The organism is Pantoea sp. 9140 (assembly GCF_000745295.1).
In the GTDB taxonomy this organism is placed as follows: Bacteria; Pseudomonadota; Gammaproteobacteria; order Enterobacterales; family Enterobacteriaceae; genus Pantoea; species Pantoea vagans.
Map to the genome: position 1 here is coordinate 2,140,084 of NZ_JQNO01000001.1, position 24,036 is coordinate 2,164,119.

At 54.7% G+C, this 24,036-nt stretch carries 29 protein-coding genes; 20 read left to right on the forward strand and 9 right to left on the reverse strand.

Annotated features, from left to right (window positions below):
- Window positions 1–92 precede the first annotated feature (92 nt).
- The 15 genes from fliF (at window position 93) to FA92_RS10195 (ending at window position 13,953) form a co-directional block, all read left to right on the forward strand.
- Window positions 93–1,820 (forward strand): flagellar basal-body MS-ring/collar protein FliF, encoded by a 1,728-nt coding sequence (fliF, locus tag FA92_RS10125; protein ID WP_033783387.1) that lies wholly within the window; start codon window positions 93–95, stop codon window positions 1,818–1,820.
- Window positions 1,817–2,809, forward strand: coding sequence for a flagellar motor switch protein FliG (gene fliG / locus FA92_RS10130; RefSeq protein ID WP_013358282.1), 993 nt, complete (start codon window positions 1,817–1,819; stop codon window positions 2,807–2,809). The genes fliF and fliG overlap by 4 nt, the downstream gene beginning before the upstream one ends.
- Window positions 2,802–3,494, forward strand: coding sequence for a flagellar assembly protein FliH (gene fliH, locus FA92_RS10135; protein WP_033783389.1), 693 nt, complete (start codon window positions 2,802–2,804; stop codon window positions 3,492–3,494). The genes fliG and fliH overlap by 8 nt, the downstream gene beginning before the upstream one ends.
- The gene (gene fliI, locus FA92_RS10140) at window positions 3,494–4,864 is read left to right on the forward strand and encodes a flagellar protein export ATPase FliI (protein WP_013358284.1); all 1,371 of its coding nucleotides are present in this window, start codon (window positions 3,494–3,496) and stop codon (window positions 4,862–4,864) included. The genes fliH and fliI overlap by 1 nt, the downstream gene beginning before the upstream one ends.
- A 19-nt stretch (window positions 4,865–4,883) precedes the next feature.
- Window positions 4,884–5,327 (forward strand): flagellar export protein FliJ, encoded by a 444-nt coding sequence (fliJ, locus tag FA92_RS10145; protein ID WP_003854478.1) that lies wholly within the window; start codon window positions 4,884–4,886, stop codon window positions 5,325–5,327.
- Complete coding sequence (locus FA92_RS10150; protein WP_033783390.1) at window positions 5,324–6,592, forward strand: flagellar hook-length control protein FliK; 1,269 nt, start codon at window positions 5,324–5,326, stop codon at window positions 6,590–6,592. Before fliJ ends, FA92_RS10150 begins: the two co-directional genes overlap by 4 nt.
- 127 nt (window positions 6,593–6,719) lie before the next feature.
- Window positions 6,720–7,205 (forward strand): flagellar basal body-associated protein FliL, encoded by a 486-nt coding sequence (gene fliL, locus FA92_RS10155; protein ID WP_013358286.1) that lies wholly within the window; start codon window positions 6,720–6,722, stop codon window positions 7,203–7,205.
- A gap of 4 nt (window positions 7,206–7,209) precedes the next feature.
- Entirely contained in the window at window positions 7,210–8,217 is a 1,008-nt protein-coding gene (gene fliM, locus FA92_RS10160) for a flagellar motor switch protein FliM (protein WP_013358287.1), read from the forward strand.
- Window positions 8,210–8,620: a flagellar motor switch protein FliN gene (gene fliN / locus FA92_RS10165; protein WP_033783392.1), complete on the forward strand. Its 411-nt coding sequence runs from the start codon at window positions 8,210–8,212 to the stop codon at window positions 8,618–8,620. Before fliM ends, fliN begins: the two co-directional genes overlap by 8 nt.
- A 10-nt stretch (window positions 8,621–8,630) precedes the next feature.
- Window positions 8,631–9,029: a flagellar biosynthetic protein FliO gene (gene fliO / locus FA92_RS10170; protein WP_013358289.1), complete on the forward strand. Its 399-nt coding sequence runs from the start codon at window positions 8,631–8,633 to the stop codon at window positions 9,027–9,029.
- Window positions 9,029–9,760, forward strand: a complete 732-nt coding sequence (fliP, locus tag FA92_RS10175) for a flagellar type III secretion system pore protein FliP (protein ID WP_033784605.1) — start codon at window positions 9,029–9,031, stop codon at window positions 9,758–9,760. Before fliO ends, fliP begins: the two co-directional genes overlap by 1 nt.
- Window positions 9,761–9,786: 26 nt before the next feature.
- Window positions 9,787–10,056 (forward strand): flagellar biosynthesis protein FliQ, encoded by a 270-nt coding sequence (gene fliQ, locus FA92_RS10180; RefSeq protein ID WP_003854466.1) that lies wholly within the window; start codon window positions 9,787–9,789, stop codon window positions 10,054–10,056.
- Window positions 10,056–10,841: a flagellar biosynthetic protein FliR gene (fliR, locus tag FA92_RS10185; protein ID WP_013358290.1), complete on the forward strand. Its 786-nt coding sequence runs from the start codon at window positions 10,056–10,058 to the stop codon at window positions 10,839–10,841. Before fliQ ends, fliR begins: the two co-directional genes overlap by 1 nt.
- A gap of 628 nt (window positions 10,842–11,469) precedes the next feature.
- On the forward strand, window positions 11,470–12,105 hold the full coding sequence (gene rcsA / locus FA92_RS10190; RefSeq protein ID WP_013358291.1) for a transcriptional regulator RcsA: 636 nt from the start codon (window positions 11,470–11,472) through the stop codon (window positions 12,103–12,105).
- A gap of 141 nt (window positions 12,106–12,246) precedes the next feature.
- A complete protein-coding gene (locus FA92_RS10195) occupies window positions 12,247–13,953 on the forward strand; it encodes a methyl-accepting chemotaxis protein (protein ID WP_033783395.1) in 1,707 nt (568 codons plus the stop codon).
- Between the two features lie 104 nt (window positions 13,954–14,057).
- Here FA92_RS10195 and dsrB read toward each other — a convergent pair whose 3' ends face one another.
- Together dsrB and FA92_RS22605 are read right to left on the reverse strand one after the other, a co-directional pair.
- On the reverse strand, window positions 14,058–14,252 hold the full coding sequence (dsrB, locus tag FA92_RS10200) for a protein DsrB (protein ID WP_013358293.1): 195 nt from the start codon (window positions 14,250–14,252) through the stop codon (window positions 14,058–14,060).
- A gap of 62 nt (window positions 14,253–14,314) precedes the next feature.
- Window positions 14,315–14,473, reverse strand: coding sequence for a YqaE/Pmp3 family membrane protein (locus tag FA92_RS22605; protein ID WP_013358294.1), 159 nt, complete (start codon window positions 14,471–14,473; stop codon window positions 14,315–14,317).
- Window positions 14,474–14,789: 316 nt separating this feature from the next.
- Here FA92_RS22605 and FA92_RS10210 point away from each other — a divergent pair, with 316 nt between their 5' ends.
- The 3 genes from FA92_RS10210 (at window position 14,790) to FA92_RS10220 (ending at window position 17,420) form a co-directional block, all read left to right on the forward strand.
- Window positions 14,790–15,023, forward strand: a complete 234-nt coding sequence (locus tag FA92_RS10210) for a DUF2525 domain-containing protein (RefSeq protein ID WP_013358295.1) — start codon at window positions 14,790–14,792, stop codon at window positions 15,021–15,023.
- Between the two features lie 354 nt (window positions 15,024–15,377).
- Entirely contained in the window at window positions 15,378–16,169 is a 792-nt protein-coding gene (locus tag FA92_RS10215) for a mannosyl-3-phosphoglycerate phosphatase-related protein (protein WP_033783398.1), read from the forward strand.
- Window positions 16,170–16,199: 30 nt separating this feature from the next.
- Complete coding sequence (locus FA92_RS10220) at window positions 16,200–17,420, forward strand: glycosyl transferase (RefSeq protein WP_013358297.1); 1,221 nt, start codon at window positions 16,200–16,202, stop codon at window positions 17,418–17,420.
- Between the two features lie 84 nt (window positions 17,421–17,504).
- Here FA92_RS10220 and FA92_RS10225 read toward each other — a convergent pair whose 3' ends face one another.
- From FA92_RS10225 to vsr, 5 genes are all read right to left on the reverse strand, one after another.
- Window positions 17,505–17,684, reverse strand: a complete 180-nt coding sequence (locus FA92_RS10225; RefSeq protein WP_013358298.1) for a hypothetical protein — start codon at window positions 17,682–17,684, stop codon at window positions 17,505–17,507.
- A 182-nt stretch (window positions 17,685–17,866) separates the two neighbouring features.
- Window positions 17,867–17,998, reverse strand: coding sequence for a hypothetical protein (locus FA92_RS23770; protein WP_003854444.1), 132 nt, complete (start codon window positions 17,996–17,998; stop codon window positions 17,867–17,869).
- A 33-nt stretch (window positions 17,999–18,031) separates the two neighbouring features.
- The gene (locus FA92_RS10230; RefSeq protein ID WP_033783400.1) at window positions 18,032–18,943 is read right to left on the reverse strand and encodes a DUF808 domain-containing protein; all 912 of its coding nucleotides are present in this window, start codon (window positions 18,941–18,943) and stop codon (window positions 18,032–18,034) included.
- Window positions 18,944–18,953: 10 nt separating this feature from the next.
- On the reverse strand, window positions 18,954–19,229 hold the full coding sequence (locus FA92_RS10235) for a hypothetical protein (protein WP_033733066.1): 276 nt from the start codon (window positions 19,227–19,229) through the stop codon (window positions 18,954–18,956).
- Window positions 19,230–19,281: 52 nt separating this feature from the next.
- Window positions 19,282–19,761: a DNA mismatch endonuclease Vsr gene (vsr, locus tag FA92_RS10240; RefSeq protein ID WP_013358301.1), complete on the reverse strand. Its 480-nt coding sequence runs from the start codon at window positions 19,759–19,761 to the stop codon at window positions 19,282–19,284.
- A gap of 190 nt (window positions 19,762–19,951) precedes the next feature.
- On the opposite strand from vsr, the gene dcm reads away from it, so the two are divergent.
- On the forward strand, window positions 19,952–21,337 hold the full coding sequence (dcm, locus tag FA92_RS10245; RefSeq protein WP_033783403.1) for a DNA (cytosine-5-)-methyltransferase: 1,386 nt from the start codon (window positions 19,952–19,954) through the stop codon (window positions 21,335–21,337).
- Between the two features lie 267 nt (window positions 21,338–21,604).
- Here dcm and FA92_RS10250 read toward each other — a convergent pair whose 3' ends face one another.
- Both FA92_RS10250 and FA92_RS10255 read right to left on the reverse strand, forming a co-directional pair.
- Window positions 21,605–21,886 carry an Arc family DNA-binding protein gene (locus tag FA92_RS10250; RefSeq protein ID WP_033783405.1) on the reverse strand — a complete coding sequence of 94 codons (282 nt, stop codon included), beginning with the start codon at window positions 21,884–21,886 and terminating at the stop codon, window positions 21,605–21,607.
- Between the two features lie 72 nt (window positions 21,887–21,958).
- On the reverse strand, window positions 21,959–22,663 hold the full coding sequence (locus FA92_RS10255) for a phosphohydrolase (protein ID WP_033783408.1): 705 nt from the start codon (window positions 22,661–22,663) through the stop codon (window positions 21,959–21,961).
- A gap of 611 nt (window positions 22,664–23,274) precedes the next feature.
- Here FA92_RS10255 and FA92_RS10260 point away from each other — a divergent pair.
- Window positions 23,275–23,952 carry a hypothetical protein gene (locus tag FA92_RS10260; RefSeq protein WP_033783409.1) on the forward strand — a complete coding sequence of 226 codons (678 nt, stop codon included), beginning with the start codon at window positions 23,275–23,277 and terminating at the stop codon, window positions 23,950–23,952.
- Window positions 23,953–24,036: the final 84 nt, after the last annotated feature.

The window sequence follows — 24,036 nt, forward strand, 5'->3', positions numbered from 1 at the left end:
GGCATTGAAGTGGAAATTTTATCTACGCAGGTCAGGGAGTCTGTTTTGCCATCTCAACTTACCCGGTCAATTACGTCAGGCAGGAATCGGTCATGAATGCGAGCACAGCCGCCACAACAGAACAAGAAAAGAAAGGCTTCGGTGACCTGCTCGCTCGCCTGCGCGCAAATCCGCGTATTCCTTTAATCGTCGCGGCGGCTGCCGTGGTGGCGATCGTGATCGCGATGGTGCTGTGGGCGAAGCAGCCCAGCTATAGCGTCCTTTATAACAACCTCACTGATGAAGATGGCGGCGCCATCGTCACCCAGCTGACGCAGATGAACATTCCCTACCGCTTTGCCGAAAATGGCGGCGCACTGATGGTGCCGGAAGCGAACGTGCATGAGCTGCGTCTGCGTCTGGCTCAGCAGGGTCTGCCAAAAGGCGGCTCGGTGGGCTTTGAGCTGCTGGATAAAGAGAAGTTCGGTATCAGCCAGTTCAGCGAGCAGGTTAACTACCAGCGCGCGCTGGAAGGCGAACTGGCCCGCACCATCGAATCACTGGGTCCGGTCAAAAGCGCCCGCGTTCATCTGGCGATGCCAAAACCAACCTTATTTGTCCGTGAGCAGAAAGCGCCGTCCGCCTCTGTCACCTTAACCCTGCAGCCTGGCCGTGCGCTGGATGAAGGCCAAATTCAGGCCATCGCCCACATGGTTTCAAGCAGCGTCGCCGGTTTACCGCCGGGCAACGTCACCGTAGTCGATCAGACTGGTCGCCTGCTGACCCGTTCTGATAACGCCGGTCGCGATCTGAATGACGCACAGCTGAAATACTCGTCTGAAGTTGAAGCGCGCTACCAGCAACGTATCGAAGCGATCCTGAATCCGATTCTTGGCCAGGGCAATGTGCATGCGCAGGTTACCGCGCAGATTAACTTCGACACCAGCGAGCAGACCGACGAGAAATATCAGCCTAACGCTAACCCGTCGAACACGGCGATCCGTTCGCGTCAGACCAGCACCAGCGACCAGTCGGGCAGCCCTTATCCGGGTGGCGTGCCAGGCGCGCTCTCTAACCAGCCTGCGCCAGCCAACACCGCGCCGGTTACGACGCCAAACAACAATGCGGCCAATGGTCAGAATGCCAATGGCCAGAACAACGCGGCGAACAACGCCAGCCAGACCACCAGCACAGCAGCAGCGAGCTCAGCACCCACCAACTCGCGCCGTGACGATACCGTGAACTACGAACTGGATCGCTCCATTCGTCATACCAAAGTTAACGTCGGCGACGTACAGCGTCTGTCGGTTGCGGTCGTCGTGAACTTCCGTGCAGATGATAAAGGCAAAGCGGTTGCGCTGAACGAGCAGCAGCTGAAGCAGATTGAAGACCTGACCCGCGAAGCAATGGGTTACTCCCAGACGCGTGGCGACAGTGTCAACGTCGTGAACTCGCAGTTCAACACCACTGAAGCGGTGACCGCCGATCTGCCCTTCTGGCAACAGCAGTCCTTCTTTGATCAGCTGATGAACGCCGGTAAGTGGCTGTTGATTGCCCTGGTAGCCTTTATCCTCTACCGCAAACTGGTTCGTCCGCACCTGGTTCGTAAGCAGGCCGCCGAGAAAGCCGCTGCAGAAGCCGTTGCTGCCCGCGCCGCTGCACAACAGCCAGAAGAAGAAGCCTTTAATGTTCAGCTCAGCAAAGATGAGCTGGATCAGGAACGTAAGTCTAACAACCGCATGAGCGCAGAAGTGATGAGTCAACGCATCCGCGACATGTCAGAAAACGATCCGCGCGTTGTTGCGCTGGTGATTCGCGAATGGATGAGTAAAGAACTATGAGTCTGACCGGAACCGAAAAAAGCGCCATCCTGATGATGACCATCGGCGAAGAGCGCGCTGCGGAAGTTTTCAAACACCTGAACCAGCGCGAAGTACAACACCTGAGCGCGGCGATGGCCAACATGCGTCAGGTCTCACACAAGCAGCTGACTGAGATATTACGTGAGTTCGAAACCGATGCTGAGCAGTTTGCTGCATTGAGCCTGAACTCCAACGAATACCTGCGTTCGGTGCTGACCCGGGCGCTGGGCGAAGAGCGTGCCTCCAGCCTGCTGGAGGACATTCTCGAAACGCGCGAAACCACCAGCGGGATGGAAACGCTCAACTTTATGGAGCCGCAGGCGGCCGCCGATCTTATCCGCGACGAACATCCACAGATCATCGCCACCATCCTGGTCCACCTCAAGCGTGGTCAGGCCGCCGATATTGTGGCGCTGTTCGACGAACGCCTGCGTCACGACGTGATGCTGCGTATCGCCACCTTTGGTGGTGTGCAGCCAGCCGCGCTGGCCGAACTGACCGAAGTGCTGAATGGCCTGCTGGATGGCACCAACCTCAAGCGCGCGAAGATGGGCGGCGTGAGAACCGCAGCCGAGATCATCAACCTGATGAAAACGCAGCAGGAAGAGGCGGTTATCGAAGCGGTACGCGACTTCGATGGCGAACTGGCGCAAAAAATTATCGACGAGATGTTCCTGTTCGAAAACCTGGTGGAAGTGGACGACCGCAGCATCCAGCGCCTGTTGCAGGAAGTGGAGTCCGAGCAACTGCTGGTTGCACTGAAAGGTTCCGAACAGCCTCTGCGCGAGAAGTTCCTCAAGAACATGTCAGCCCGTGCGGCCGATATCCTGCGCGACGATCTGGCCAACCGCGGTCCTGTACGTATGTCCGCAGTGGAGAACGAACAGAAAGCGATCCTGCTGGTGGTCCGTCGCCTGGCCGAATCGGGCGAGATGGTGATTGGTGGTGGCGAGGAAACCTATGTCTGATGCATTTTCTGCCCGCCCCTGGCAGCTGTGGCAGCCTACTGATTTGGGCCGTTTTGACGAGCCTGAACCGGAGCTGCAGCCAGAAATTTACGAAGCTGAAGACGGCGTGGATGAGCAGCAACAGCAGCTCGAACGTCTGCAGCAGCAGATGCGCAAAGAGGCGCAGGGCCAGGGTTACAACGAAGGCTATCAGCAGGGTATGACCGAAGGTCAGAAAGCGGGCTACGACGCCGGTTTTCAGCAGGGACTGGCCGATACCCAGCAGCAGCAGGCGCCGCTTCAGGCGCGGATGCAGCAGCTGGTGACGGAGTTCCAGAACACACTGGAGTCACTGGACAGCGTGATTGCTGCCCGTCTGATGCAGCTGGCGCTTGAAGCGGCTCGCTCGGTGATTGGGCAGGCCACTACGGTAGATGGCACCGCCCTGCTGCGCCAGATTCAGGGTCTGCTGCAGCAGGAACCGATGTTCAGCGGCAAACCGCAACTGCGTGTTCACCCGGACGACTTACAGCGTATTGAGCAGACTTTAGGTCCGACGCTGGACCTGCACGGCTGGCGGCTGATCGCAGACAGCACCCTGCACCCTGGCGGCTGCAAACTCAGCGCTGAAGATGGCGATCTGGATGCCAGCGTCGCAACGCGCTGGCAGGAACTCTGCCGCCTTGCCGCGCCGGGAGAAATCTGATGACCACCCGTCTGAACCGCTGGCTGGGCTCGCTCGACGCCTTTGAAAAACGCATTACCCAGGTGCAGCCAGTGCGCCGTTATGGCCGCCTGACCCGCGCGACCGGCCTGGTGCTGGAAGCGACCGGTTTACAGCTGCCGCTGGGTGCGACCTGCATCATCGAACGCAACGATGGCAAAACCATCAGCGAAATCGAAAGTGAAGTGGTGGGATTCAACGGTCAGAAACTGCTGATGATGCCACTGGAAGAAGTGGACGGCATTTTACCGGGTGCGCGGGTCTATGCGCGTCAGAACGGCGACAACCCGCAGGCGGGCAAACAGCTGATGCTGGGGCCGGAACTGCTGGGTCGCGTGCTCGACGGTAGCGGCCGACCGCTGGACGGCCTGCCGTCGCCGGATACCGGCTATCGCGCACCGCTGATCACCCCGCCGTTTAACCCGCTGCAACGGACGCCGATTACCGACGTGCTGGATACCGGCGTGCGTGCCATTAATGCCCTGCTGACGGTCGGTCGCGGGCAGCGTATGGGTCTGTTTGCCGGTTCAGGCGTGGGGAAAAGCGTGCTGCTCGGCATGATGGCGCGCTACACCAAAGCGGACGTTATCGTGGTCGGTCTGATTGGCGAACGTGGCCGCGAAGTTAAAGATTTTATCGAAAACATTCTGGGTGCTGAAGGCCGCGCACGTTCGGTGGTCATTGCTGCCCCGGCGGATGTGTCGCCGCTGCTGCGTATGCAGGGTGCCGCTTACGCCACCCGTATCGCTGAAGATTTTCGCGATCGCGGCAAGCATGTGCTGCTGATTATGGATTCACTGACCCGCTACGCCATGGCGCAGCGTGAGATCGCGCTGGCGATTGGTGAGCCTCCGGCGACCAAAGGCTACCCGCCTTCCGTGTTCGCTAAACTGCCTGCGCTGGTTGAGCGTGCCGGTAACGGCATCGACGGCGGCGGTTCGATCACCGCCTTCTATACCGTCCTGACCGAAGGCGACGATCAGCAGGATCCGATCGCGGACTCCGCGCGCGCCATCCTTGACGGTCACATCGTGCTGTCGCGTCGGCTTGGCGAAGCGGGTCACTATCCGGCTATTGATATCGAAGCCTCGATCAGCCGTGCGATGACCTCGCTGATCGATGAGAACCACTATGCGCAGGTGCGCCAGTTTAAGCAGTTGCTCTCCAGCTTCCAGCGTAACCGCGATCTGGTCAGCGTCGGGGCCTACGCCGCCGGCAGCGATCCGATGCTCGATAAAGCCATCAGGCTCTATCCGCAGATGGAAGCCTTCCTGCAACAGGGCATCTTTGAGCGCAGCGATTATGACGACGCCAGCCTGCATCTGCATGCGCTGTTTGGCTCGTCTCAGTAATTAACGCGAGGTAACGGCAATGAAAACTGCAAATGCCATTGATACGCTGCGCGACTTAGCGGAGCAGGATCTCGAACGTGCCGCCATCTATTTAGGCGATATGCGCCGCGGCCAGCACGCCGCTAACGAGCAGCTGACGATGCTGCTTGATTATCAGGACGAGTATCGCAACAAACTTAACGATGACATGTCGTCCGGCATCGCCAGCACCCGCTGGACGAACTATCACCAGTTTATTCAGACGCTGGAAAAAGCGATTGAGCAGCATCGCAACCAACTGAATAACTGGAATCAGCGACTGGAGCAGGCGCTGATCAACTGGCGCGACAAACAGCAGCGGCTGAACGCCTATCAGACCCTGATAACGCGGGCAGCGGAAAATGCATTACGACAGGAAAACCGTCTCGATCAGAAACGGATGGATGAATTTGCCCAACGGGCCGCATCGAGGAGAGGCGAATGATTACGCTGCCACACATTGGCATAAAAGCGGCGGCTAAAACCGACGCGGAACCATCAGGCGCGACGGACCTTGCAGCAGGGGCTGATGCCCTGCCAAAGGACTTTCTGACCACGCTGGGAAATCAGCTGGCAGGCTTGGTGAAGCAGCAGGGAAAAGCGGCGCAATCCGCTGATGTAAAAGCAGAAAATGTCGACGACGCCCGAGCGAAGGCGCCGCTGAATGCGCTGATGGCGGCGCTGGATAATCCTGCTGAACTGACCGCCCTGTTTAAACCGGAAAATACTAAAGCTGGGTCAAAATCAGCCGATGATAAAGACAAGCCGGAGGCCACACCCTTAAGCGCCAGTGACATGCAGAATGTGCAGGCCCTGTTCGCCATGTTACCGGGTGCGGTAACGCCGACAGCGACGCCTTCGACGCCGGTCAGCAGTGAAGCAGGTGAGCTGATTGCCCAGACCGACACCGGCCGGAAAAGTCAGACCTCTCTGACACAACTGTTGAACAGCGCACAGCAGAGCCCTGCGCCGGGTAAAGATGAGAAGCACGACGCTAAAAGTGCCACACAGAACTCACCAGCCGTGAACAGCACTGCCAGTCAGAGTCAGCCCGCCGCGCAAAGTACGACCAGCAGCGGCCTGACGCTCGACAGCAGTTTCCAGCAGGCGCTGAGCAATATGGTGAAGCAGGATGATCAGAGTGCGATTAAAGCCAGCACCAGCGACAACGCGATCAGCGCCACGCCGTTCGCCAGCGCCAGCAGCCTGCCCGCGCCGGTGACCGCCTCCGCGACCAACAGCACCCCGTCCACCCCGATGCTGAATTCACAGCTGGGCAGCGACGAGTGGCAGCAGGCGCTGAGTCAGCAGATTGTGATGTTCAGCCGCAACGGCCAGCAGAACGCGGAGTTGCGTTTACATCCGGAAGACCTTGGCGCTATCCAGATCAGCCTGAAGCTGGATAACGACCAGGCGCAAATTAGTCTGGTTTCCAGCCATAGCCACGTCAGATCGGCACTGGAAGCCGCGATACCGCAGCTGCGCAGCGCGCTGGCAGAGAGCGGAATCAACCTGGGCGAGAGTCAGGTGAGCAGTGACAGTTCCGCGCAGGGCCAGCAATTCCAGCAACAACAGGAGGCGCGCCGCGATGGACAGCATGGCCGCTTCTCCCTCACCCAGGACAGTGACACCGACATTACGCCGATCGCCGTTCCCGCTGCCCTTCAGGCTCGCGTTAGCGGCAACAGCGCCGTCGACACTTTCGCCTGACAGCGGCAAACGCTGAAGGTAAGCGTAAAACCCGCGTCTTTTCTACCCATTGGTTTGACTTAAGACGCGGATAATCTGTCCCGTGAGCCGAGAGGCTTGCCCATAATTCACAGGAAGTAACTGCACCATGTCTGATAACGCGAAAGCAAAAGGCAGCAAACGTAAAATCTTAATACCAGTGTTAATCATTCTGACGCTGGCCGCTTGCAGCGTGGCAGGCTATGCAGTCTGGCGAATGATGAATAAACACGAGGGCGATAAGCCTGAGGTGGCGAAAGTTGAACCGCCTCCCGCTCCGGTCTTTTTTGCACTTGATACATTTACGGTTAACCTGGTCAATCCCGACAACGATCCTGACCGCGTGCTTTACGTAGGCTTTACCCTGCGTCTGGCCGATGAGGAGTCCCGGAGTCGGATGAATGACTATCTGCCTGAGGTGCGCAGCCGTCTGCTGCTGCTGCTCTCGCGTCAGAGTGCTGCGGCGCTGGCGACAGAGCAAGGAAAACAGGCGCTTGTTGAACAAATCAAACAGGCGCTGACACCTCCGCTGGTAAAAGGTCAACCTCCGCAGGCCGTAAACGACGTGCTGTTTACTGCCTTCATTTTGAGGTGAATCAATGGGCGATAGCATTCTCTCCCAGGCTGAAATTGACGCCCTTTTAAACGGCGACAGTGGCAGCGCGGAAGAAGAAAAGAAACAAAACGGGCCGGAGGGCGATATTCGCCCTTACGACCCGAATACCCAGCGCCGCGTGGTGCGCGAGCGTTTGCAGGCGCTGGAGATTATTAACGAGCGTTTTGCCCGTAGTTTCCGTATGACGCTGTTTAACCTGCTGCGCCGCAGCCCGGACATCAGCGTCGGGGCGATCAAGATTCAGCCGTACCACGAGTTTGCCCGCAATCTGCCGGTGCCAACCAACCTGAATCTGATCCACCTGAAACCGCTGCGCGGCACGGCGCTGGTGGTGTTCTCACCCAGCCTGGTGTTTATCGCCGTCGACAACCTGTTTGGTGGTGACGGACGTTTTCCGACGAAAGTCGAAGGCCGTGAGTTTACCCATACCGAGCAGCGCGTTATCCGCCGCATGCTGAAGCTGGCGCTGGATGGTTACAGCGACGCATGGAAGGCTATTTATCCACTGGACGTCGAGTATGTACGTTCAGAGATGCAGGTGAAGTTCACCAACATCACCACTTCACCGAACGACATCGTGGTTAACACGCCGTTCCAGGTGGAGATTGGTAACCTGGTGGGTGAGTTTAATATCTGCATCCCGTTTTCAATGATTGAACCGCTGCGCGAGCTGCTGGTGAACCCACCGCTCGAAAACTCCCGTCAGGAAGATAACCACTGGCGCGATAACCTGGTCAAACAGGTGCAGCACTCTGAGCTGGAACTGATTGCTCACTTTGCCGAAACGTCACTGCGTCTGTCACGGATTCTGCAGCTGAAACCCGGTGATGTGCTGCCGATTGAGAAGCCGGAACGCATTATCGCCCATGTCGATAGCGTCCCGGTATTAACCAGCCAATATGGCACGATGAATGGGCAATATGCGCTCCGTGTCGAACACCTGATTAACCCGATTCTGAATTCGCTTAACGAGGAACAGCCCCATGACTGACAGTAATAAACCGTCTGACGATATCTCTGCGGACGATCTGTGGGCTGAAGCGATGAACGAGCAGGTCGGCAGCAGCAGCAGTGCGCCGCAGACCGATGACGTCTTTAAGTCATTCGACAGCGGCAACGTTGCGGGATCGCTGCAGGATATCGATCTGATTATGGATATCCCGGTAAAACTTACCGTCGAACTGGGCCGCACCAAGATGACCATCAAAGAGCTGCTGCGCCTGACGCAGGGTTCGGTAGTCGCACTGGATGGCCTGGCAGGTGAGCCGCTGGATATCCTGATCAACGGTTACCTGATTGCACAGGGTGAAGTGGTGGTTGTGAACGACAAATATGGCGTTCGTATCACTGACATCATCACCCCGTCTGAACGTATGCGTCGCCTGAGTCGCTAAGAGTCACATTATGAATAGCCAGAATCAAACGCTGCAACCGGCTGCACCGCACGCACAGGCGATTTCGACCGGTTCAATGCTGGCCCAGGTCAGCAGCGTGTTAGCAGTGATTATTTTATTGATTCTGGCCTGCGCCTGGCTGGCACGCCGTGCCGGCTTTGCGCCGAAAAAGGTCAGCGGTCAGGAGCTGAAACTCACGGCCAGCGTCTCAGTGGGCCAGCGTGAGCGGGTGGTGATTATCGATACTGCTGATGCGCGTCTGGTGCTGGGCGTCACTGCCCAGCAGATTACTCATCTGCATACGCTACCGCCGGGTGAGCCGGTCGCTGTGACGCCATCTGACCGTGCGCCACAGGATTTTCGTCAGCTGTTACAGAATCTGGTTAAACGTCCCGGAAAACCACAATGATGCGTCGACTGCTTCCTTTATTGCCACTGCTGCTACTGGCACCGGTTGCCCATGCCCAGCTGCCGGGCCTGGTGAGTCACTCGCTGCCTAACGGCGGTCAGAGCTGGTCACTGCCGGTTCAGACACTGGTCTTTATCACTGCGCTGACCTTTATTCCGGCCGTGCTGCTGATGATGACCAGCTTCACCCGTATCATCATTGTGTTTGGCCTGCTGCGAAATGCCCTGGGCACGCCGTCGGCACCGCCTAACCAGGTGCTGCTCGGTCTGTCGCTGTTTCTGACTTTCTTTATTATGGCGCCGACCTTCGACAAAATTTATCAGGATGCCTATCTGCCGTTCAGCCAGGACAAGATCAGCATGGATGTGGCGATTGATAGAGGTGCCCAGCCGCTGCGCGAGTTTATGCTGCGTCAGACCCGTGAAGCGGATTTAGCCCTGTTTGCCCGTCTGGCGAATACCGCGCCGATTGCCGGTCCTGAAGCAGTACCCATGCGTATTCTGCTGCCCGCCTATGTGACCAGCGAGCTGAAGACCGCGTTCCAGATTGGCTTTACCGTGTTTATCCCGTTCCTGATCATCGACCTGGTGGTCGCCAGCGTGCTGATGGCGCTGGGGATGATGATGGTTCCGCCAGCGTCCATTGCGCTGCCGTTTAAACTGATGCTCTTTGTTCTGGTCGATGGCTGGCAACTGCTGGTCGGTTCACTGGCGCAAAGCTTCTACTCCTGATCCCCCTTTTCTTACCGGAGCACGACATGACACCCGAATCAGTAATGGTAATGGGACAGGAAGCGATGCGCGTCGCCCTGATGCTGGCCGCCCCGCTGCTGCTGGCAGCCCTGGTCAGCGGTCTGCTGATTAGCCTGATCCAGGCCGCGACCCAGGTCAATGAACAGACCTTATCCTTTATTCCTAAGATCCTGGCGGTTGCCACCACCGGTATCATTGCCGGCCCGTGGATGCTGAATCTGCTGCTGGACTATATCCGCACCGTCTTTACCAACCTGCCTTATATCATCGGCTGATGATTACTCTCGACAGCAGCCAACTGGTTCAGTGGGTCAGCCAGTTCTTCTGGCCACTGGTGCGTATCATGGCGTTGTTCGCCACCGCACCCATCCTCAATGAACGATCCGTCAGCAAACGTGTCAAAATCGGACTGGCCGTGATGATCACCTGGCTGCTGATGCCGCTGTTACCTGCTGTCAATGTGACCCTGTTTTCCCCTGCCGGATTCTGGCTGCTGATCCAGCAGATGCTGATTGGTATCGCACTGGGCTTTACCATGCAGTTTGCGTTTGCGGCTGTGCGCCTTGCCGGGGAAGTCATTGGTTTGCAGATGGGCATTTCGTTCGCCACCTTTTTTGACCCTGGCAGCCGTCTTAACATGCCGGTGCTGGCCCGTTTTCTCGACATGCTGGCCATGCTGCTGTTCCTGACCTTTAACGGACATCTTTGGCTGATTTCACTGCTGGCGGACAGTTTTCATACGCTGCCGATTGGCGGTCACCCGCTAAATGCCAACGCATTTATGGCGCTGGTGAAATCCGGCGGATTAATTTTCCTTAATGGCATGATGTTAGCGCTGCCCTTAATCGTTTTGTTACTCATGGTAAATCTGGTACTGGGTTTGTTAAACCGTGTTTCACCACAGTTATCAATCTTCGCAATTGGCTTCCCGATTACCTTATCAGTCGGAATTTTAACCATCAGCCTGCTGATGCCCCTGCTGGCCCCGTTCTGTGAGCATTTGTTCAGTGAAATATTTGATTTACTCGCCCTGTTTCTGACAGAACTATCCCGCCCCTGAACATTAAGTTTCTAACTACCTTCGCTCAGCGACACTTAAGTATCACAAAACCATCCGTGCATTTTCCGAACCATGTTTTCCAGAATGCAACTAAGGAAATTCTGATAAATGTGCTGAGAGTCTGAAAATAATTCTTATTAAACCGGGCTTCGCGTATTTTAGTTGGGTGGTTCACAGAAGCTGTCAGACTGTGAATGTGCAGGCAAAACCGGCAATACACTGAATTTACAAGAAAAAAAACTTTAAGTGATTTTTCTTGTTAAAAAATGTTTTTTCCGGCATTGTCATCGCACGCTGAGACATCACACTTTCGTAAAACAAATGTTTTTGAGAATTGTCCTATCAGAAAACTTCCTGTTTTCAGGGATAGTGACACAGGTCTCAAAAAATGCGCTTTACTGAATCTCCGGCACTTCACTGGCATTCCCCGCCATTGCCGGAGAATGTGTGACGTCATGGCAGCACAAATTTTTTTGCAGAACGGGTCAGGGATGAAGACTTTTACGGGCGTTTGCCTGTTGCCACACTGCACGAGCAGAATAAAAAAGTACCTAAGAAATCTCTCTCGTACCGCAACGCGTATTCATCGTTGATTTAAACGGATAACAAATTGGTGAGGGTCGCTATTATGCCAACTATTATTATGGATTCCTGCAACTACACACGCCTGGGATTATCAGACTACATGTCTTCAAAAGGAGTTAAGAAGAAAAATATCTCTTCTGTCTCCGATATTGAGCAACTACAGCAAAAATGTGAGCAATTAAATCCTGGTGTCGTCTTTATTAATGAAGATTGTTTCATTCATGAGTCAGATTCCAGTGAACGTATCCGCAGTATTATTACGCAGCATCCTGATACGCTGTTCTTTATATTCATGGCGATTAGTAATATCCATTTTGAGGAATATCTCTACGTTCGTAAGAACCTGATTATTACATCAAAATCGATGAAGACATCGACCCTGGATTCCTTACTCAGCACCTATTTGCAGAAGAAGCTTAACCAGTCTGCGCGCATCTCTTCGGGCATGGATGTTCACCCGCTGACGCTGAGCCAGACTGAGTCAAACATGCTGAAGATGTGGATGTCAGGTCATGACACCATTCAGATCTCAGATAAAATGCAAATTAAGGCCAAAACGGTATCGTCACACAAAGGTAATATTAAACGCAAAATCAAAACCCATAATAAACAGGTTATTTATCATGTGGTGCGTTTAACCGATAATGTGACCTCGGGTATTTACGTTAATATTCGCTGATCGTCAGACCTGAAGAACCGGCCTTAATGGCCGGTTTTTTTTTGCGCTGAATTGGGAGCCAGGTCTCACTCTTGCCGCTAAGCCTTTACGCTCTTTTGCCGATGTTAAGCCTTATAACAACAGCCTCAAGAGAGCAAGGATATGAACACTGCATTAGATAATGATGGACAGAAAAGCGCTGGCATCTGGCAGAATCTCCGCCTGGTGCCGCTGTTTAGCCTGATCTTCGGCGGCATTTTGCTGCTGTTCGCACTCTGTATTGGTGTCGCCAGTTACTTTCTGATTTCAAGCAACCACTCCCTCGATGATGCCACAAACGAGATTCAGGTTCGTATGGGCCTTGCTAACAGTTCTAACCATTTGCGTACGGCACGCCTGACCATTATTCAGGCCGGTGCCGCCGCGCGTATTGGTGACATGGACGAATTTCGCGCCAACGTGGCGGCGGCTGAAAAACGTATTCAGCAGGCTAAAGACGGCTTTGCTGTCTATCAGGCACGTGAAGTGAAGACCCCCGCTGACATGGAACTGGATACCACGCTGCAGGCACGCTTCAACGATTACATCAATAAAGGCCTGATACCGATGATCAACGCCGGTAAACAGGGCAGCTTTGAGGGCATTATCGCCCAGGAGACGGACGTTACCCGCAAGCTGGATGATGACTATAACGCGGTGTTACTCAAGGCAATCAAAATCCGTACTGACCGCGCCAGTGCGATTACCGCAGAAGCCGATCGTCAGTCGCGCATCGGTTTTATCTCGATGGCTGTGGCGTTTAGTGCCGCACTGGTGCTGGTCCTGATGACCTTCGTCTTCCTGCGCCGTGTAGTGATTAACCCGCTGCGTCAGTCTGTGTTGCGCATTGAACGCATTGCACAGGGCGATCTGACCTCAGCTCCCCTGCCCTGTGGCCGCAGTGAGATTGGTACATTGATCCACAATCTGCAACTGATGCAGCAGGCGCTGGTGACCACCGTCGGAACAGTTCGTGAGGGTGCCGTTGCGATTTATCAGGGCTCCAGCGAAATCTCCGCCGGTAACACCGATCTCTCTTCACGCACCGAGCAGCAGGCGGCAGCACTGGAGCAGACCGCAGCCAGCATGGAACAGCTCACCGCCACGGTTAAACAGAACGCCGAGAATGCCCATCACGCCAGCCAGCTGGCCGCGGATGCCTCTGGCAAAGCGCGCAGCGGGGGTGATCTGGTCAATAGCGTGGTGAAAACCATGACCAACATTTCCGGCAGCTCGAAGAAAATCGCTGAAATCACCAACGTCATTAACAGCATTGCGTTCCAGACCAACATCCTGGCGCTGAACGCAGCGGTTGAAGCTGCGCGTGCCGGAGAACAGGGTCGCGGCTTTGCGGTGGTAGCAAGCGAAGTGCGCAATCTGGCCCAGCGCAGTGCGCAGGCGGCTAAAGAGATTGAATCCCTGATTGCTGAGTCGGTTACGCTGATTAATGACGGGTCGCATCAGGTTGGCGCAGCGGGCAGCACTATGGGTGAGATTGTCGAGGCGGTACGTCGCGTCACCGATATCATGTCGGAGATCGCAGCGGCATCGGACGAACAGAGCCGGGGTATTCAGCAGGTGAGCCAGGCGGTCACTGAGATGGACAACGTCACTCAGCAGAACGCCTCACTGGTGGAAGAAGCCTCTGCGGCAGCGGCCTCGCTGGAAGATCAGGCGGGCAAACTGACACAGGCGGTGGCGGCATTCCGTCTGCAGGATTCGCCTGCCACGAAAAGTGTGGCCGCGCGCGTCACTTCACCAGCCAGAACACCCGCTCTGACACCGCGTCCGGCGCTGGCCACCGGTAGTGATAACTGGGAAACCTTCTGACGCCATGCTGGTAAGCATCAGCGACTGTCATCAACGGCAGCGGCGCTGAATGCAAAAAGCCCCGTTACGCTATACGTAACGGGGCTTTTTTATGCACGTCAGGCTCAGGCGTCGTGGTAAGGCTCGACGAAAATGCCATCCGGCTGCTGCGTTTCATTAAAAAACCAGATGCCGAGTGGATAGTCTTCCAGCGCGACCAGAAACATAGTGCCTTCGTTAAACGGCTCCATAGCCAGAATGGTGCCAACGCGACGCGGGCCGCCATCGGTTTTGACGCTGACGCGGTCATTTACCTTCATTTCGGTTCTCCTGATTATTTACTGCGTACAGTCTAAACGAAGAACCGGCGCGATGCAGCGCGTTAGCGACGGGCAATGACCCAGACGGCATGAACGATACCAGGGATATAACCACAGATCGTCAGCAGAATATTCAGCCAGAAAGCACCACCAAAACCGACCTGCATGAATACGCCCAGCGGTGGCAGCAGAATTGCGATAATAATTCTCAAGATGTCCATAACCATTCCTTTAGGTATTGAAAAAAATCAGCTTTATCATCAACTATAGCTGAATCTGCTCTGTTCAGGGACAAAGTCAGGTAAATCTGAGTAAGGACTATTTTTGCAATTTCTTAACATTTCACCGCAAGACTTCTTACGCGCCTGGCCTTTACACTCCCTCTACTGCACCACCCCCATAGGTGCAGCCACAACCTAAAGTAACAAGGATTTTGCCCGCGCAGCGCGGGCTTTTTTTTGCCTGCGATCTGCCCGATCCCCTCTTTCTGCCCGGCGTTCTATACTGATTATTCTGTTTGCTCTCAGGAGTCAGAAAATGACAGACGAAAAGCAGCACACCGATATGCCGGCGTCCGATCTGAAGGTTGATGTTGAGGGTTTACTGGCGGCGATTCAGGCGAAAACGTCAGGAGAGATACGGGAATATATGGAGCAGGGCCAGATGCCACGGCTTGAAGTTGAAGGCCAGATTTTCCACTCGTATACCGAACTGGCAGAAGCGTTTGAAATCGACATCTGTGACTATCGCGCCTATGAAGCTAACCGCTGAAATCGATTTCAAAAAAATACCCGGCGGGAAGGCCGGGTAAAAATTCAATTCGTTACACCAGGGAATTCTTAACACCTCTGCAGATTACGCGAACGCGTCACCAAAACAAGTATCAGATATGCACGTTTCTGCAACGAACCGGATCGTTATGGGGCAATAGTTACCGAAAACACCGCGCCTGCCAGTGACTTAGCGCCTGCACACTTCCTGCATCCCTCGCTTTTCCCCCTTTCCTTTTTAAGATTTATCCTGGATTTCTAGTCAGCGTGGCAGGAAAAAAAGTGTGAGCCATATTCAACTATAATATTGAAAAATCGCTGCTTTAGCCGCGAACGTGATGAAAGGAGCCTGTTAATGCCCGATCTTCAACAGCCGTTAATGATTATTACCGATCTCGATGGTTCCCTACTCGACCACCATACCTATCGCTGGGATGCGGCCACGGAGTGGCTTACCACGCTGAAACAGCACGAGGTTCCGCTGGTGATCTGTTCCAGTAAGACAGCCGCCGAAGTCATTCCGCTGCAAAAAAAACTGGGGATCAGTGGTTCACCCTTTATTGCCGAAAACGGTGCCGTGGTCCAGACGCAGGATCAGCAGCGTATCCGTCTGCCTGATAATACACTGACCTATGACGCACTCTGCCAGCGGCTGGCCGCCTTGAAAACAGCCTACCGTTTTACCGGCTTTCATGACTTCTCCGATCCGGAAGTGGCCTCAATGACCGGACTGAGTGAGGCAGATGCCGCGCTGTCACGCCAGCGCGACGCGTCTGAAGTGATTGTCTGGCGCGACAGTGACGAGGCTTTCGATAGCTTTCAGGCGGCACTGGGTGCTGTAGGGCTGGCGCTGACGCAAGGCGGCCGTTTCTGGCATGTGATGCCAGCAGGCTGCGGCAAAGGTGAAGCGCTGCGCTGGCTGCTGGACTATTCTCCCGGTGAAGCGCGCATCACAATTGGCCTCGGTGACGGGCCGAATGATGCGCCGATGCTGGATGCAGTTGATTATGCCGTAGTGATTAAGGGCTACAGTAAAACACCGGTAACACTCAGCCGGACCGATCAGCAGCAGGTCTATCACACCGCTCATCATGGCCCCGAAGGCTGGCGTGAAGGACTGGACTATTTTTTGACTCAACCTCAATAAGCTGCCCACGGGCATTAAAAGGATGATGCGATGAGTGACTTTTATCAGAATGGCGTAATCACCAACTTCCACAACCTTACCCACCGTAGCGTGGAGTCGCTGGAAAAAGAGATGGTTCGCTTTGCCCGCAAACGCAAAATGGGGCTGATCCTGCCATCGCTGTTTTCCGAACTTGAAGGCCCGGCGCTGACGAAAATCGTCGATGAGCTGGCGAAAGTGCCCTATCTGGATGAGATCGTGATTGGTCTGGATCGGGCCGACCGCGACCAGTTCCTGTTTGCCCGCGAGTTCTTCTCCCGCCTGCCGCAACGGCATCGCATTCTGTGGAACGACGGCCCGCGTCTGAAAGCGATTGATGCGGAACTGGATAAAGAGGGTCTGTCGCCTACCAATCCCGGTAAAGGGCGCAACGTGTGGTTCTGCACCGGCTATACGCTGGCTTCCGACCGCACCAGCTGCGTGGCGCTGCATGACTGCGATATCGTCACTTATGAGCGCGGCATGCTGGCCCGCCTGCTCTATCCGCTGGCCAACCCGGCGTTTCAGTATGAGTTCTGTAAGGGCTTCTATGCGCGCGTCGCGGATGGCAAGCTTAACGGCCGCGTCGGACGTCTGCTGGTCGGGCCGCTGCTGCGCTCATTGCAGAAAGTCTATGGTCACTCGGAATACCTGGATTACCTGACAAGCTTCCGCTATCCGCTCTCCGGCGAGTTCGCCATGCGAACGCATGTGCTGAACGGCATCAAAATTCCTGGCGACTGGGGTCTGGAGATTGGCGTGCTGTCGGAGATTTACCGTAACTACACCACCCGCCAGTCGTGCCAGGTTGAGATAGCCGATAACTACGATCACAAGCATCAGCCGCTGGCCGAAGATGATGGCACCGGCGGCCTGAAGCGCATGAGCAGCGATATCGTCCAGTCCCTGCTGCGTAAGCTCGCGACCATGGGTGTGCCGCTGACCAGCGATTCATTCCGGGTGCTGAAGGCAACCTATTACCGTAATGCGCTGGATATGATGGAGACCTATAACCACGAGGCGGCAATGAACGGACTGAAGTTTGATCAGCACGTCGAAGAGGCCGCGGTAGAGATGTTTACTCAGTCGATTCTGGAAGCGGGACAGGCGTTTATTGAACGTCCTAACGATAAGCCGTTTATACCCAGCTGGAGTCGGGTTCAATCGGCGTTCCCGGATGTATTGCAGCGCATCTATCAGGCGGTTGAAGAGGATAATGACGGTAACGTCTGAAACAGGGCGGCACAGGGAGTGTGCCGGGCCTCAGGCAGTCAGAAACCGGGCCTGTCGGGTCTCTGACCCTCAGGCCTGAGGCTCTCAGCTTGCCAGTTGTTGCGCAGGATTCAGCGCGCAAAGTTCATCACTGCGAAAAGCCTCACTGCGCACGGCATAGCCGTCATACCAGCGGCATTCCACCATGCCACTGGCGTAGCCGGTCACCACCATCGTGTGACCTTCTTCCTTGTGCTGCACTTCTTCACTGATTGCGAAAACCATGGGGCGCTCCTTTCATGCGTGTTATTAACCTGAGTGACTATTTTCTTTATAGCAGGCAAAGCCGACCCTTGCCTGTTAAGGCACGCAAAAAACGGGCAAATTCAGAATTAAGCAGCTGGATATGCGGAAAATAAAAAAAGCGGATAAAACTTATCCGCTTTGATGAAGTGTTGACGCTGACGTCAGATTTTACAGCCTTCGCAATCGGCTTCGTCACCGAGATCATCCGGCACTTCGCTGGCTTTTTTCTCTGCTTTCGCTTCAGCCTGCTCAAGCTGTGCGTCGATATCAAATTCAAACATGTCGTCGTTCATCGTCATTCTCCTGACCGTAAATCACAGTGCGCTTTATACCGATTTTCCGCGCACTCTGGCAATAAGGTTGACCACTAACAGCACGATCGACCCAATGATAAAGCCCAGCACCAGGTTTGCGCCGTTGCTAAGCAGCATCGCGATCCAGCCGCTGAATCCGCCGCTGACTTCCTCAATCAGATGATGCAGCGGCGCAATGCCATGCACCACGATACCGCCGCCGACCAGGAACATCGCCAGGGTGCCGACCACCGAGAGAATCTTCATCAGCCAGGGCGCGGCGGCCAGCAGCACGTTGCCAATACCCTGCGCAACGCGCGACGGTTTCTCACGCAGCCAGAAGCCAAGATCATCAATTTTTACGATGCCCGCTACGATGCCATAGACGCCGATGGTGACCAGAATGGCGATGCCCGCCAGGATGATCACCTGGTTGAGCAGCGGCGCTTCCGAGACAATCCCTAAGGTAATCGCAACAATTTCTGCCGAGAGGATGAAATCAGTGCGCACCGCACCTTTGATTTTTTTCTTCTCATACTCTGCCGCGTTCTGATTCGCCAGCGAATCAAGGCGCTGCTGGCGTGCTTCCGGTGATTTGCTCTGCTTGTCGTGCTGCAGACTGTGCATCACCTTTTCCACGCCTTCATAGCAGAGATAGGCACCGCCCAGCATCAGCAATGGCGTGATCAGCCAGGGCGCAAACGCAGAAATAATCAGCGCCAGCGGCACCAGAATGAGTTTGTTGAGAAACGATCCTTTCGCCACGCCCCACACCACGGGCAACTCACGGTTGGCTTTTACGCCGGTAACCTGCTGTGCATTCAGCGACAAATCATCGCCCAGTACGCCAGCGGTCTTTTTTGCCGCCACTTTTCCCATGACGGAAATATCGTCCAGAAGTGTTGCAATATCATCAAGTAAAGTCAGTAAACTGGTGCCCGCCAAAATCTTATCCTTAGTCTGGTTCGTTATGTTGACAACATGGGCAGCGCTCAATTTCCGTTACGGTCATCTCAGCGATGCCCTCACAATCCCACTCCACCCGCACCGCATCACCTTCTGCGCCTTCAGCATGCAGGTATTTGCTGACCGGGCTTTCGGTCATGCCGGTGATCTCCTCCGTAGCGATAAGCCTGTCGCCGCAATAGACCCGCGCAGTGGCTTTAGTGTTCACCATCCGCTCGTCACGAATCTGGTAAAGGCGTTTAACCGTCAGTTTGATGCTGCTCATGTCAGGCTCCTGGCCACGGAGAAAGCGCAGATCTAACCAATTATGGTCCTGATTAGCAATCCGCGTTGTAATGATGAATGCCCTGATGGTCGATCTCGGCACTCTCCGACATCGCCAGCAACCACTCCTCCAGCCGTTCCAGCAGATCCTGATCCGCCAGACGCAGTTTGCCACGCAGCGCACACTCCCAGATGATCAGCACTTTCCAGCCGCTTTCCTGCAGCTGGCGCACATAACGCCGGTCACGTTCAACATTGCTGTTGATTTTTCCGGTCCAGAATTCCGTGCGCGTCGCCGGCAGCTTAAACAGATAGCAGTGATGACGATGCCAGAAGCAGCCATGAACAAAAATAATCGCCTGCTGTTCGGTCAGGACAAAATCAGGCCGTCCCGGCAGGTTTTTATCCTGCACGCGAAAGCTGAATCCCCGATCTTTCAGCAACAGCGCAATACGTTGCTCAATGGCCGTATCCTGAGCGCGAATGGCACGCATATTTTTACTGCGTGTTTCGCTGGAGTGAACATCAGCCATAACGTCTCCTTTTTTGCTGGTTCTGTAACTTTAGCCTGCGCCACGAAAAGCGAAAGCCGCTGCCGGGCGACTTCGGATATTACGCCGCAAAAACAGAACTTTCCGGCGGTCTGACACAGGGCACATCCCGGCAATTTCCTCGCAGCCTCTGGAGTGTTAGCATAGGCTCCTTACTGTTAAGGAAAAACGCATGCATCCCGCCGCCCTCGCTGAACCACTCTCTGCTGCACTTTCATCTGCTGATGCGTCTGAACTCTTTGGACAGGTGCTGGACATCTATTCGGTTCGCGATCTCACGGCCCGACTGCAGCAGGCGGGATTTTCCTGCTGGACGCCAGCCCTGCTGAACCGGATCCGTCAGGGTAAAAGCGCCCTGCCGCCGCTGTGTGAGGCGGAGCTGTCGCTGTTGCAGAGTCTGCTGCCGACCCGGCCCGCCCACTATGATAATCCTGAGTTTCGTTTTATCGATCTCTTTGCCGGTATTGGCGGCATCCGAAAAGGATTTGAGGCGATCGGCGGCAAGTGCGTCTTCACCAGTGAATGGAATAAAGAGGCGGTTCGCACCTATAAAGCCAACCACTATAGCGATCCGCTGGAGCATCACTTCAATACCGATATCCGGCAGGTGACCCAGCCGGAAGGTCTGACTGACGACGAGGAAATCTACCGCGCGATTGATGCGGCAATCCCCGATCATCAGGTGCTGCTGGCCGGTTTTCCCTGCCAGCCCTTTTCGCTGGCGGGCGTCAGCAAGAAAAATGCGCTGGGCCGCGCCCACGGGTTTGAATGTCAGGTGCAGGGCACGCTGTTTTTCGATGTTGCGCGCATTCTGGCCGCCAAGAAACCACCGTTTTTTGTGCTGGAGAATGTGAAAAACCTCAAGAGCCACGATAAGGGCCGCACCTTCGCCATTATCATGGAGACGCTGGATGAACTGGGCTATGACGTGGCCGATGCAGGAGCCGGCAGCCCGGATGCCAAAGTGATCGATGCGCGCCACTTCCTGCCCCAGCATCGCGAACGTATTGTGCTGGTGGGGATTCGCCGTGACCTGAAAAAGCAGGATTTTACGCTACGCGATATCCGTCGTTTCTATCCGGCGCAGGTGCCCAGCCTGCAGAGCCTGCTGGAGAAGGCGCCAGACGACAAATATATTCTGTCGCCGGTGCTGTGGCGTTACCTCTACCAGTATGCGAAAAAGCATAAAGCCAAAGGTAACGGCTTTGGTTTTGGCCTTAACGATCCGCGCAATCCTGACTGCTGCGTGCGGACGCTGTCAGCACGCTACTACAAAGATGGCTCAGAGATTCTGATCGACCGCGGCTGGGACAGCGCGCTGGGTGAAGCGGAGTTTCAGGATGCGGATAACATGGCGCGGCGTCCGCGTCGTCTTTCTCCGCGCGAATGCGCACGCCTGATGGGCTTTGATTTGCCGGGCCACGAGCCGTTCCGCATTCCGGTCTCAGATACCCAGGCCTATAAGCAGTTTGGTAACTCGGTGGTCGTGCCGGTATTCGCAGCGGTCGCCCAGCTGCTGCTGCCGCATATTCGTCAGCTGAAGTCGTCATCGTTCTGAAATGAAAAACCCGTCTTGCGACGGGTTTCAGGCTGATGAAGAACTTACATCTGACGATTCTCACAGCAACAAGTAAGCTCAACTCGCAGGGAACACGGTCAGAAGAGGAAAGCGTCCCGCGCCAGGACGGTGCGGGCCGAGCATGCCATGGATGGCGGCTTTTGCGTCTTTCCGATCTGACCGTGTTCCCTGAGCAGGCACAGTCTCATAGCGAAACGGTCCAGCCTTTCTCCAAATAAAAAACCCGTCTTACGACGGGTTTCTGTTTTATTTCTTTTTCTTGCTCTGCTTCTTCAGCAGCAGGCGAATCTGTTTCAACTCGCTGGCGCTCAGTCCATCGGTTTTCACGTCAGCGGCACCCGTTTCTTCGGCGCCCTCTTCAGTGATGTCCTGATTATCAATGGCCGGATGCGGATGCGTTTCCAGACTGGCCTGCAAACGCTGCACAATTTCCTGGCTCATTGAAATCTGGTTTTCCAGCGCCAGCTGTTTAATCGTTTCTTTCAGCTCGGGATCAATTTTAATCGTTAAATTAACAGTTTCGGTCATCGGGCAGCTCCTTTTTGTTATTGCTCACACGCTACCGGATGACCGTTTCGATTAACATACTGTCATAAAAATTTAATATTCAGTTTTTAATGGGGTGAAATCCCGCAGTACGCCCTCATCCATCCCCACCAGATTGCCCTGAAGCTCGGCATAAAGCTTCGCCATGTAGCGCACCAGGAAATCGGCGTTATGCTCAGCCAGCATGCGGCCGGTTTCGGTATGCATAGTTTCCGGCAGACGCAGCAGCTTCTTCTGGAAATGGTCCAGCGTCCACTTAACATCATTCAGCTCGCGATCTTTACCCAGCGGATCCTGACTGTCGAATAACGGGCGATTCAGTGCACCGGCCGTGTAAAAGACCCGCGCCAGCCCGATTGCGCCCAGCGACTCCAGCCGGTCTGCATCCTGCACGATTCTGGCTTCAAGCGTCTCTGGCGGAATACCGGCGCTGAAACTGTGGGTTTTAACGGCATGCATCACGGCATCAATCTTTTCTGCCGGGAAATCGAGAAAATCCTGCTGCAGAATGCGCTGCGTTTCCGTCGCTGCATAAGTAGAAGCGAGATGTCGTTCGGGATGATTCTTGGGAAGATTCACTACATCATGAAAATAGCAGGCGGTGAGCACCACCAGCGGGTCCGCCTTCGTGCCGGTCATGATTCGCTGCGCGCTCATCCAGACGCGTCGCAGATGGGCGATATCGTGCGCGCCGTCGTCGTGGATCCAGTTCGCCTGAAACCAGCTTTCATAGCGGGATTGCCAGAGTGTAAGTGACATAATCTATCTCCCTGTAGTGATCGACAGCCGATTCACTGTCGTGATCAGTGCGCAAACGGCAAGCCATCATAGCGACTGGCTAATGACACTTTTTTTACAGTGCTGTTGAAAAGAGCGGCGCTGCCAGCGATTTCGGGCAGAAAAATGAGATCTGGATCATCTGTATAGCACCTATGTTACATAAATACCGCAATTTCGGCGGTTTTCAGCCTTTCCTCAGTGAATTGCTGCTAAGAAAATTAGTTTAACAGCAGTAATGTTTGATTCATTCTTAACCCGTTAAACCGGCCGTGCTTAGCCTTTTTTTGTCACGCAATTAATTGTAAAAGTGTGGGCAACAGCAGGTGAAAAAGTCTGAAAAGGTTCCTATTTTTATTGTTATAACGTACTGTATCCGGGCTGTTCGTCGCGTTCTGCTGATTGCGTGATAAGCTTTGGTGCGCTTTTTGCATTTTGCTGGTTTTTAACACCCAACGTGACAATTTTAAAGTGACTGTCAGGCGACAAATTATTAAGCAAAATGATTTAAAGCTTTTATGATAACTCTCAGATGTGAAGCAAATGGACGTTTACAGCAGTAACCGGGTTCTACTAATAAAAAGAGGTAATCCATGAAAGAACGGCCGATTCTTTTTTCCGAACAGCGTGTTCGTGCCCTGTTGGTTGGCCAGCAAACACAAACCCGGCGCATTATGAAAACTCAGGCTTTCGGGCCGGGACAGGATCATCACGAAGGCGTTCATGCTTTCGACGTGAGTGCTAACCATCTGCATGGCTACAAGATGATGTCGATGACCGACATCAGCTATCAGTGTCCCTACGGCAAATCGGGCGACATCCTCTGGGTGCGTGAAACCTGGCGCGGCCCGATGGTGCCAGAAAGCGATCTGGCCGAATATGAACGTGACCCGACGCCGTTTCGCCTGCCGGAATATTGCCAGTATCGTGCCGACAGTAATGAGCTGGGTCAGCATGCGATGAGCACCCCGGAAGCCGAGGAGTTTGGCTGGCAGACCGCCATCCACATGCCGCGCTGGGCCAGTCGTATCAACCTGGAAATTACCGGCGTACGTGCGGAAAAGATTCAGGATATCAGTGAAGATGACATTATGGCGGAGGGCGTACAGACCGACTCGCACTTCCTTAATAACTTCTTCACCATGAACGTTAATTCTGAGTCACCTAAAGAGGCGTATCGCAAAGCCTGGGAAAAACAGTACGGCGCGACCAGCTGGGAAGTGAATCCCTGGGTCTGGGTCATTGAATTTCAGCGCGTTGAACGCAGGTAATGCCTCAACCCTGCGCTTTGCGGGTTGAATCACAGACAACGGCCGCGCTAACGGGTTGAATAGACAGCCTTCAGCCCTGAAGTC

What these genes read in the sequence shown, in the direction of transcription:
- fliF (WP_033783387.1), top strand. Translation starts at nt 93, where the DNA reads ATGAATGCGAGCACAGCCGCCACAACAGAACAAGAAAAGAAAGGCTTC.
- fliG (WP_013358282.1), top strand. Translation starts at nt 1,817, where the DNA reads ATGAGTCTGACCGGAACCGAAAAAAGCGCCATCCTGATGATGACCATC.
- fliH (WP_033783389.1), top strand. Translation starts at nt 2,802, where the DNA reads ATGTCTGATGCATTTTCTGCCCGCCCCTGGCAGCTGTGGCAGCCTACT.
- fliI (WP_013358284.1), top strand. Translation starts at nt 3,494, where the DNA reads ATGACCACCCGTCTGAACCGCTGGCTGGGCTCGCTCGACGCCTTTGAA.
- fliJ (WP_003854478.1), top strand. Translation starts at nt 4,884, where the DNA reads ATGAAAACTGCAAATGCCATTGATACGCTGCGCGACTTAGCGGAGCAG.
- FA92_RS10150 (WP_033783390.1), top strand. Translation starts at nt 5,324, where the DNA reads ATGATTACGCTGCCACACATTGGCATAAAAGCGGCGGCTAAAACCGAC.
- fliL (WP_013358286.1), top strand. Translation starts at nt 6,720, where the DNA reads ATGTCTGATAACGCGAAAGCAAAAGGCAGCAAACGTAAAATCTTAATA.
- fliM (WP_013358287.1), top strand. Translation starts at nt 7,210, where the DNA reads ATGGGCGATAGCATTCTCTCCCAGGCTGAAATTGACGCCCTTTTAAAC.
- fliN (WP_033783392.1), top strand. Translation starts at nt 8,210, where the DNA reads ATGACTGACAGTAATAAACCGTCTGACGATATCTCTGCGGACGATCTG.
- fliO (WP_013358289.1), top strand. Translation starts at nt 8,631, where the DNA reads ATGAATAGCCAGAATCAAACGCTGCAACCGGCTGCACCGCACGCACAG.
- fliP (WP_033784605.1), top strand. Translation starts at nt 9,029, where the DNA reads ATGCGTCGACTGCTTCCTTTATTGCCACTGCTGCTACTGGCACCGGTT.
- fliQ (WP_003854466.1), top strand. Translation starts at nt 9,787, where the DNA reads ATGACACCCGAATCAGTAATGGTAATGGGACAGGAAGCGATGCGCGTC.
- fliR (WP_013358290.1), top strand. Translation starts at nt 10,056, where the DNA reads ATGATTACTCTCGACAGCAGCCAACTGGTTCAGTGGGTCAGCCAGTTC.
- rcsA (WP_013358291.1), top strand. Translation starts at nt 11,470, where the DNA reads ATGCCAACTATTATTATGGATTCCTGCAACTACACACGCCTGGGATTA.
- FA92_RS10195 (WP_033783395.1), top strand. Translation starts at nt 12,247, where the DNA reads ATGAACACTGCATTAGATAATGATGGACAGAAAAGCGCTGGCATCTGG.
- dsrB (WP_013358293.1), bottom strand. Translation starts at nt 14,252, where the DNA reads ATGAAGGTAAATGACCGCGTCAGCGTCAAAACCGATGGCGGCCCGCGT.
- FA92_RS22605 (WP_013358294.1), bottom strand. Translation starts at nt 14,473, where the DNA reads ATGGACATCTTGAGAATTATTATCGCAATTCTGCTGCCACCGCTGGGC.
- FA92_RS10210 (WP_013358295.1), top strand. Translation starts at nt 14,790, where the DNA reads ATGACAGACGAAAAGCAGCACACCGATATGCCGGCGTCCGATCTGAAG.
- FA92_RS10215 (WP_033783398.1), top strand. Translation starts at nt 15,378, where the DNA reads ATGCCCGATCTTCAACAGCCGTTAATGATTATTACCGATCTCGATGGT.
- FA92_RS10220 (WP_013358297.1), top strand. Translation starts at nt 16,200, where the DNA reads ATGAGTGACTTTTATCAGAATGGCGTAATCACCAACTTCCACAACCTT.
- FA92_RS10225 (WP_013358298.1), bottom strand. Translation starts at nt 17,684, where the DNA reads ATGGTTTTCGCAATCAGTGAAGAAGTGCAGCACAAGGAAGAAGGTCAC.
- FA92_RS23770 (WP_003854444.1), bottom strand. Translation starts at nt 17,998, where the DNA reads ATGAACGACGACATGTTTGAATTTGATATCGACGCACAGCTTGAGCAG.
- FA92_RS10235 (WP_033733066.1), bottom strand. Translation starts at nt 19,229, where the DNA reads ATGAGCAGCATCAAACTGACGGTTAAACGCCTTTACCAGATTCGTGAC.
- vsr (WP_013358301.1), bottom strand. Translation starts at nt 19,761, where the DNA reads ATGGCTGATGTTCACTCCAGCGAAACACGCAGTAAAAATATGCGTGCC.
- dcm (WP_033783403.1), top strand. Translation starts at nt 19,952, where the DNA reads ATGCATCCCGCCGCCCTCGCTGAACCACTCTCTGCTGCACTTTCATCT.
- FA92_RS10250 (WP_033783405.1), bottom strand. Translation starts at nt 21,886, where the DNA reads ATGACCGAAACTGTTAATTTAACGATTAAAATTGATCCCGAGCTGAAA.
- FA92_RS10255 (WP_033783408.1), bottom strand. Translation starts at nt 22,663, where the DNA reads ATGTCACTTACACTCTGGCAATCCCGCTATGAAAGCTGGTTTCAGGCG.
- FA92_RS10260 (WP_033783409.1), top strand. Translation starts at nt 23,275, where the DNA reads ATGAAAGAACGGCCGATTCTTTTTTCCGAACAGCGTGTTCGTGCCCTG.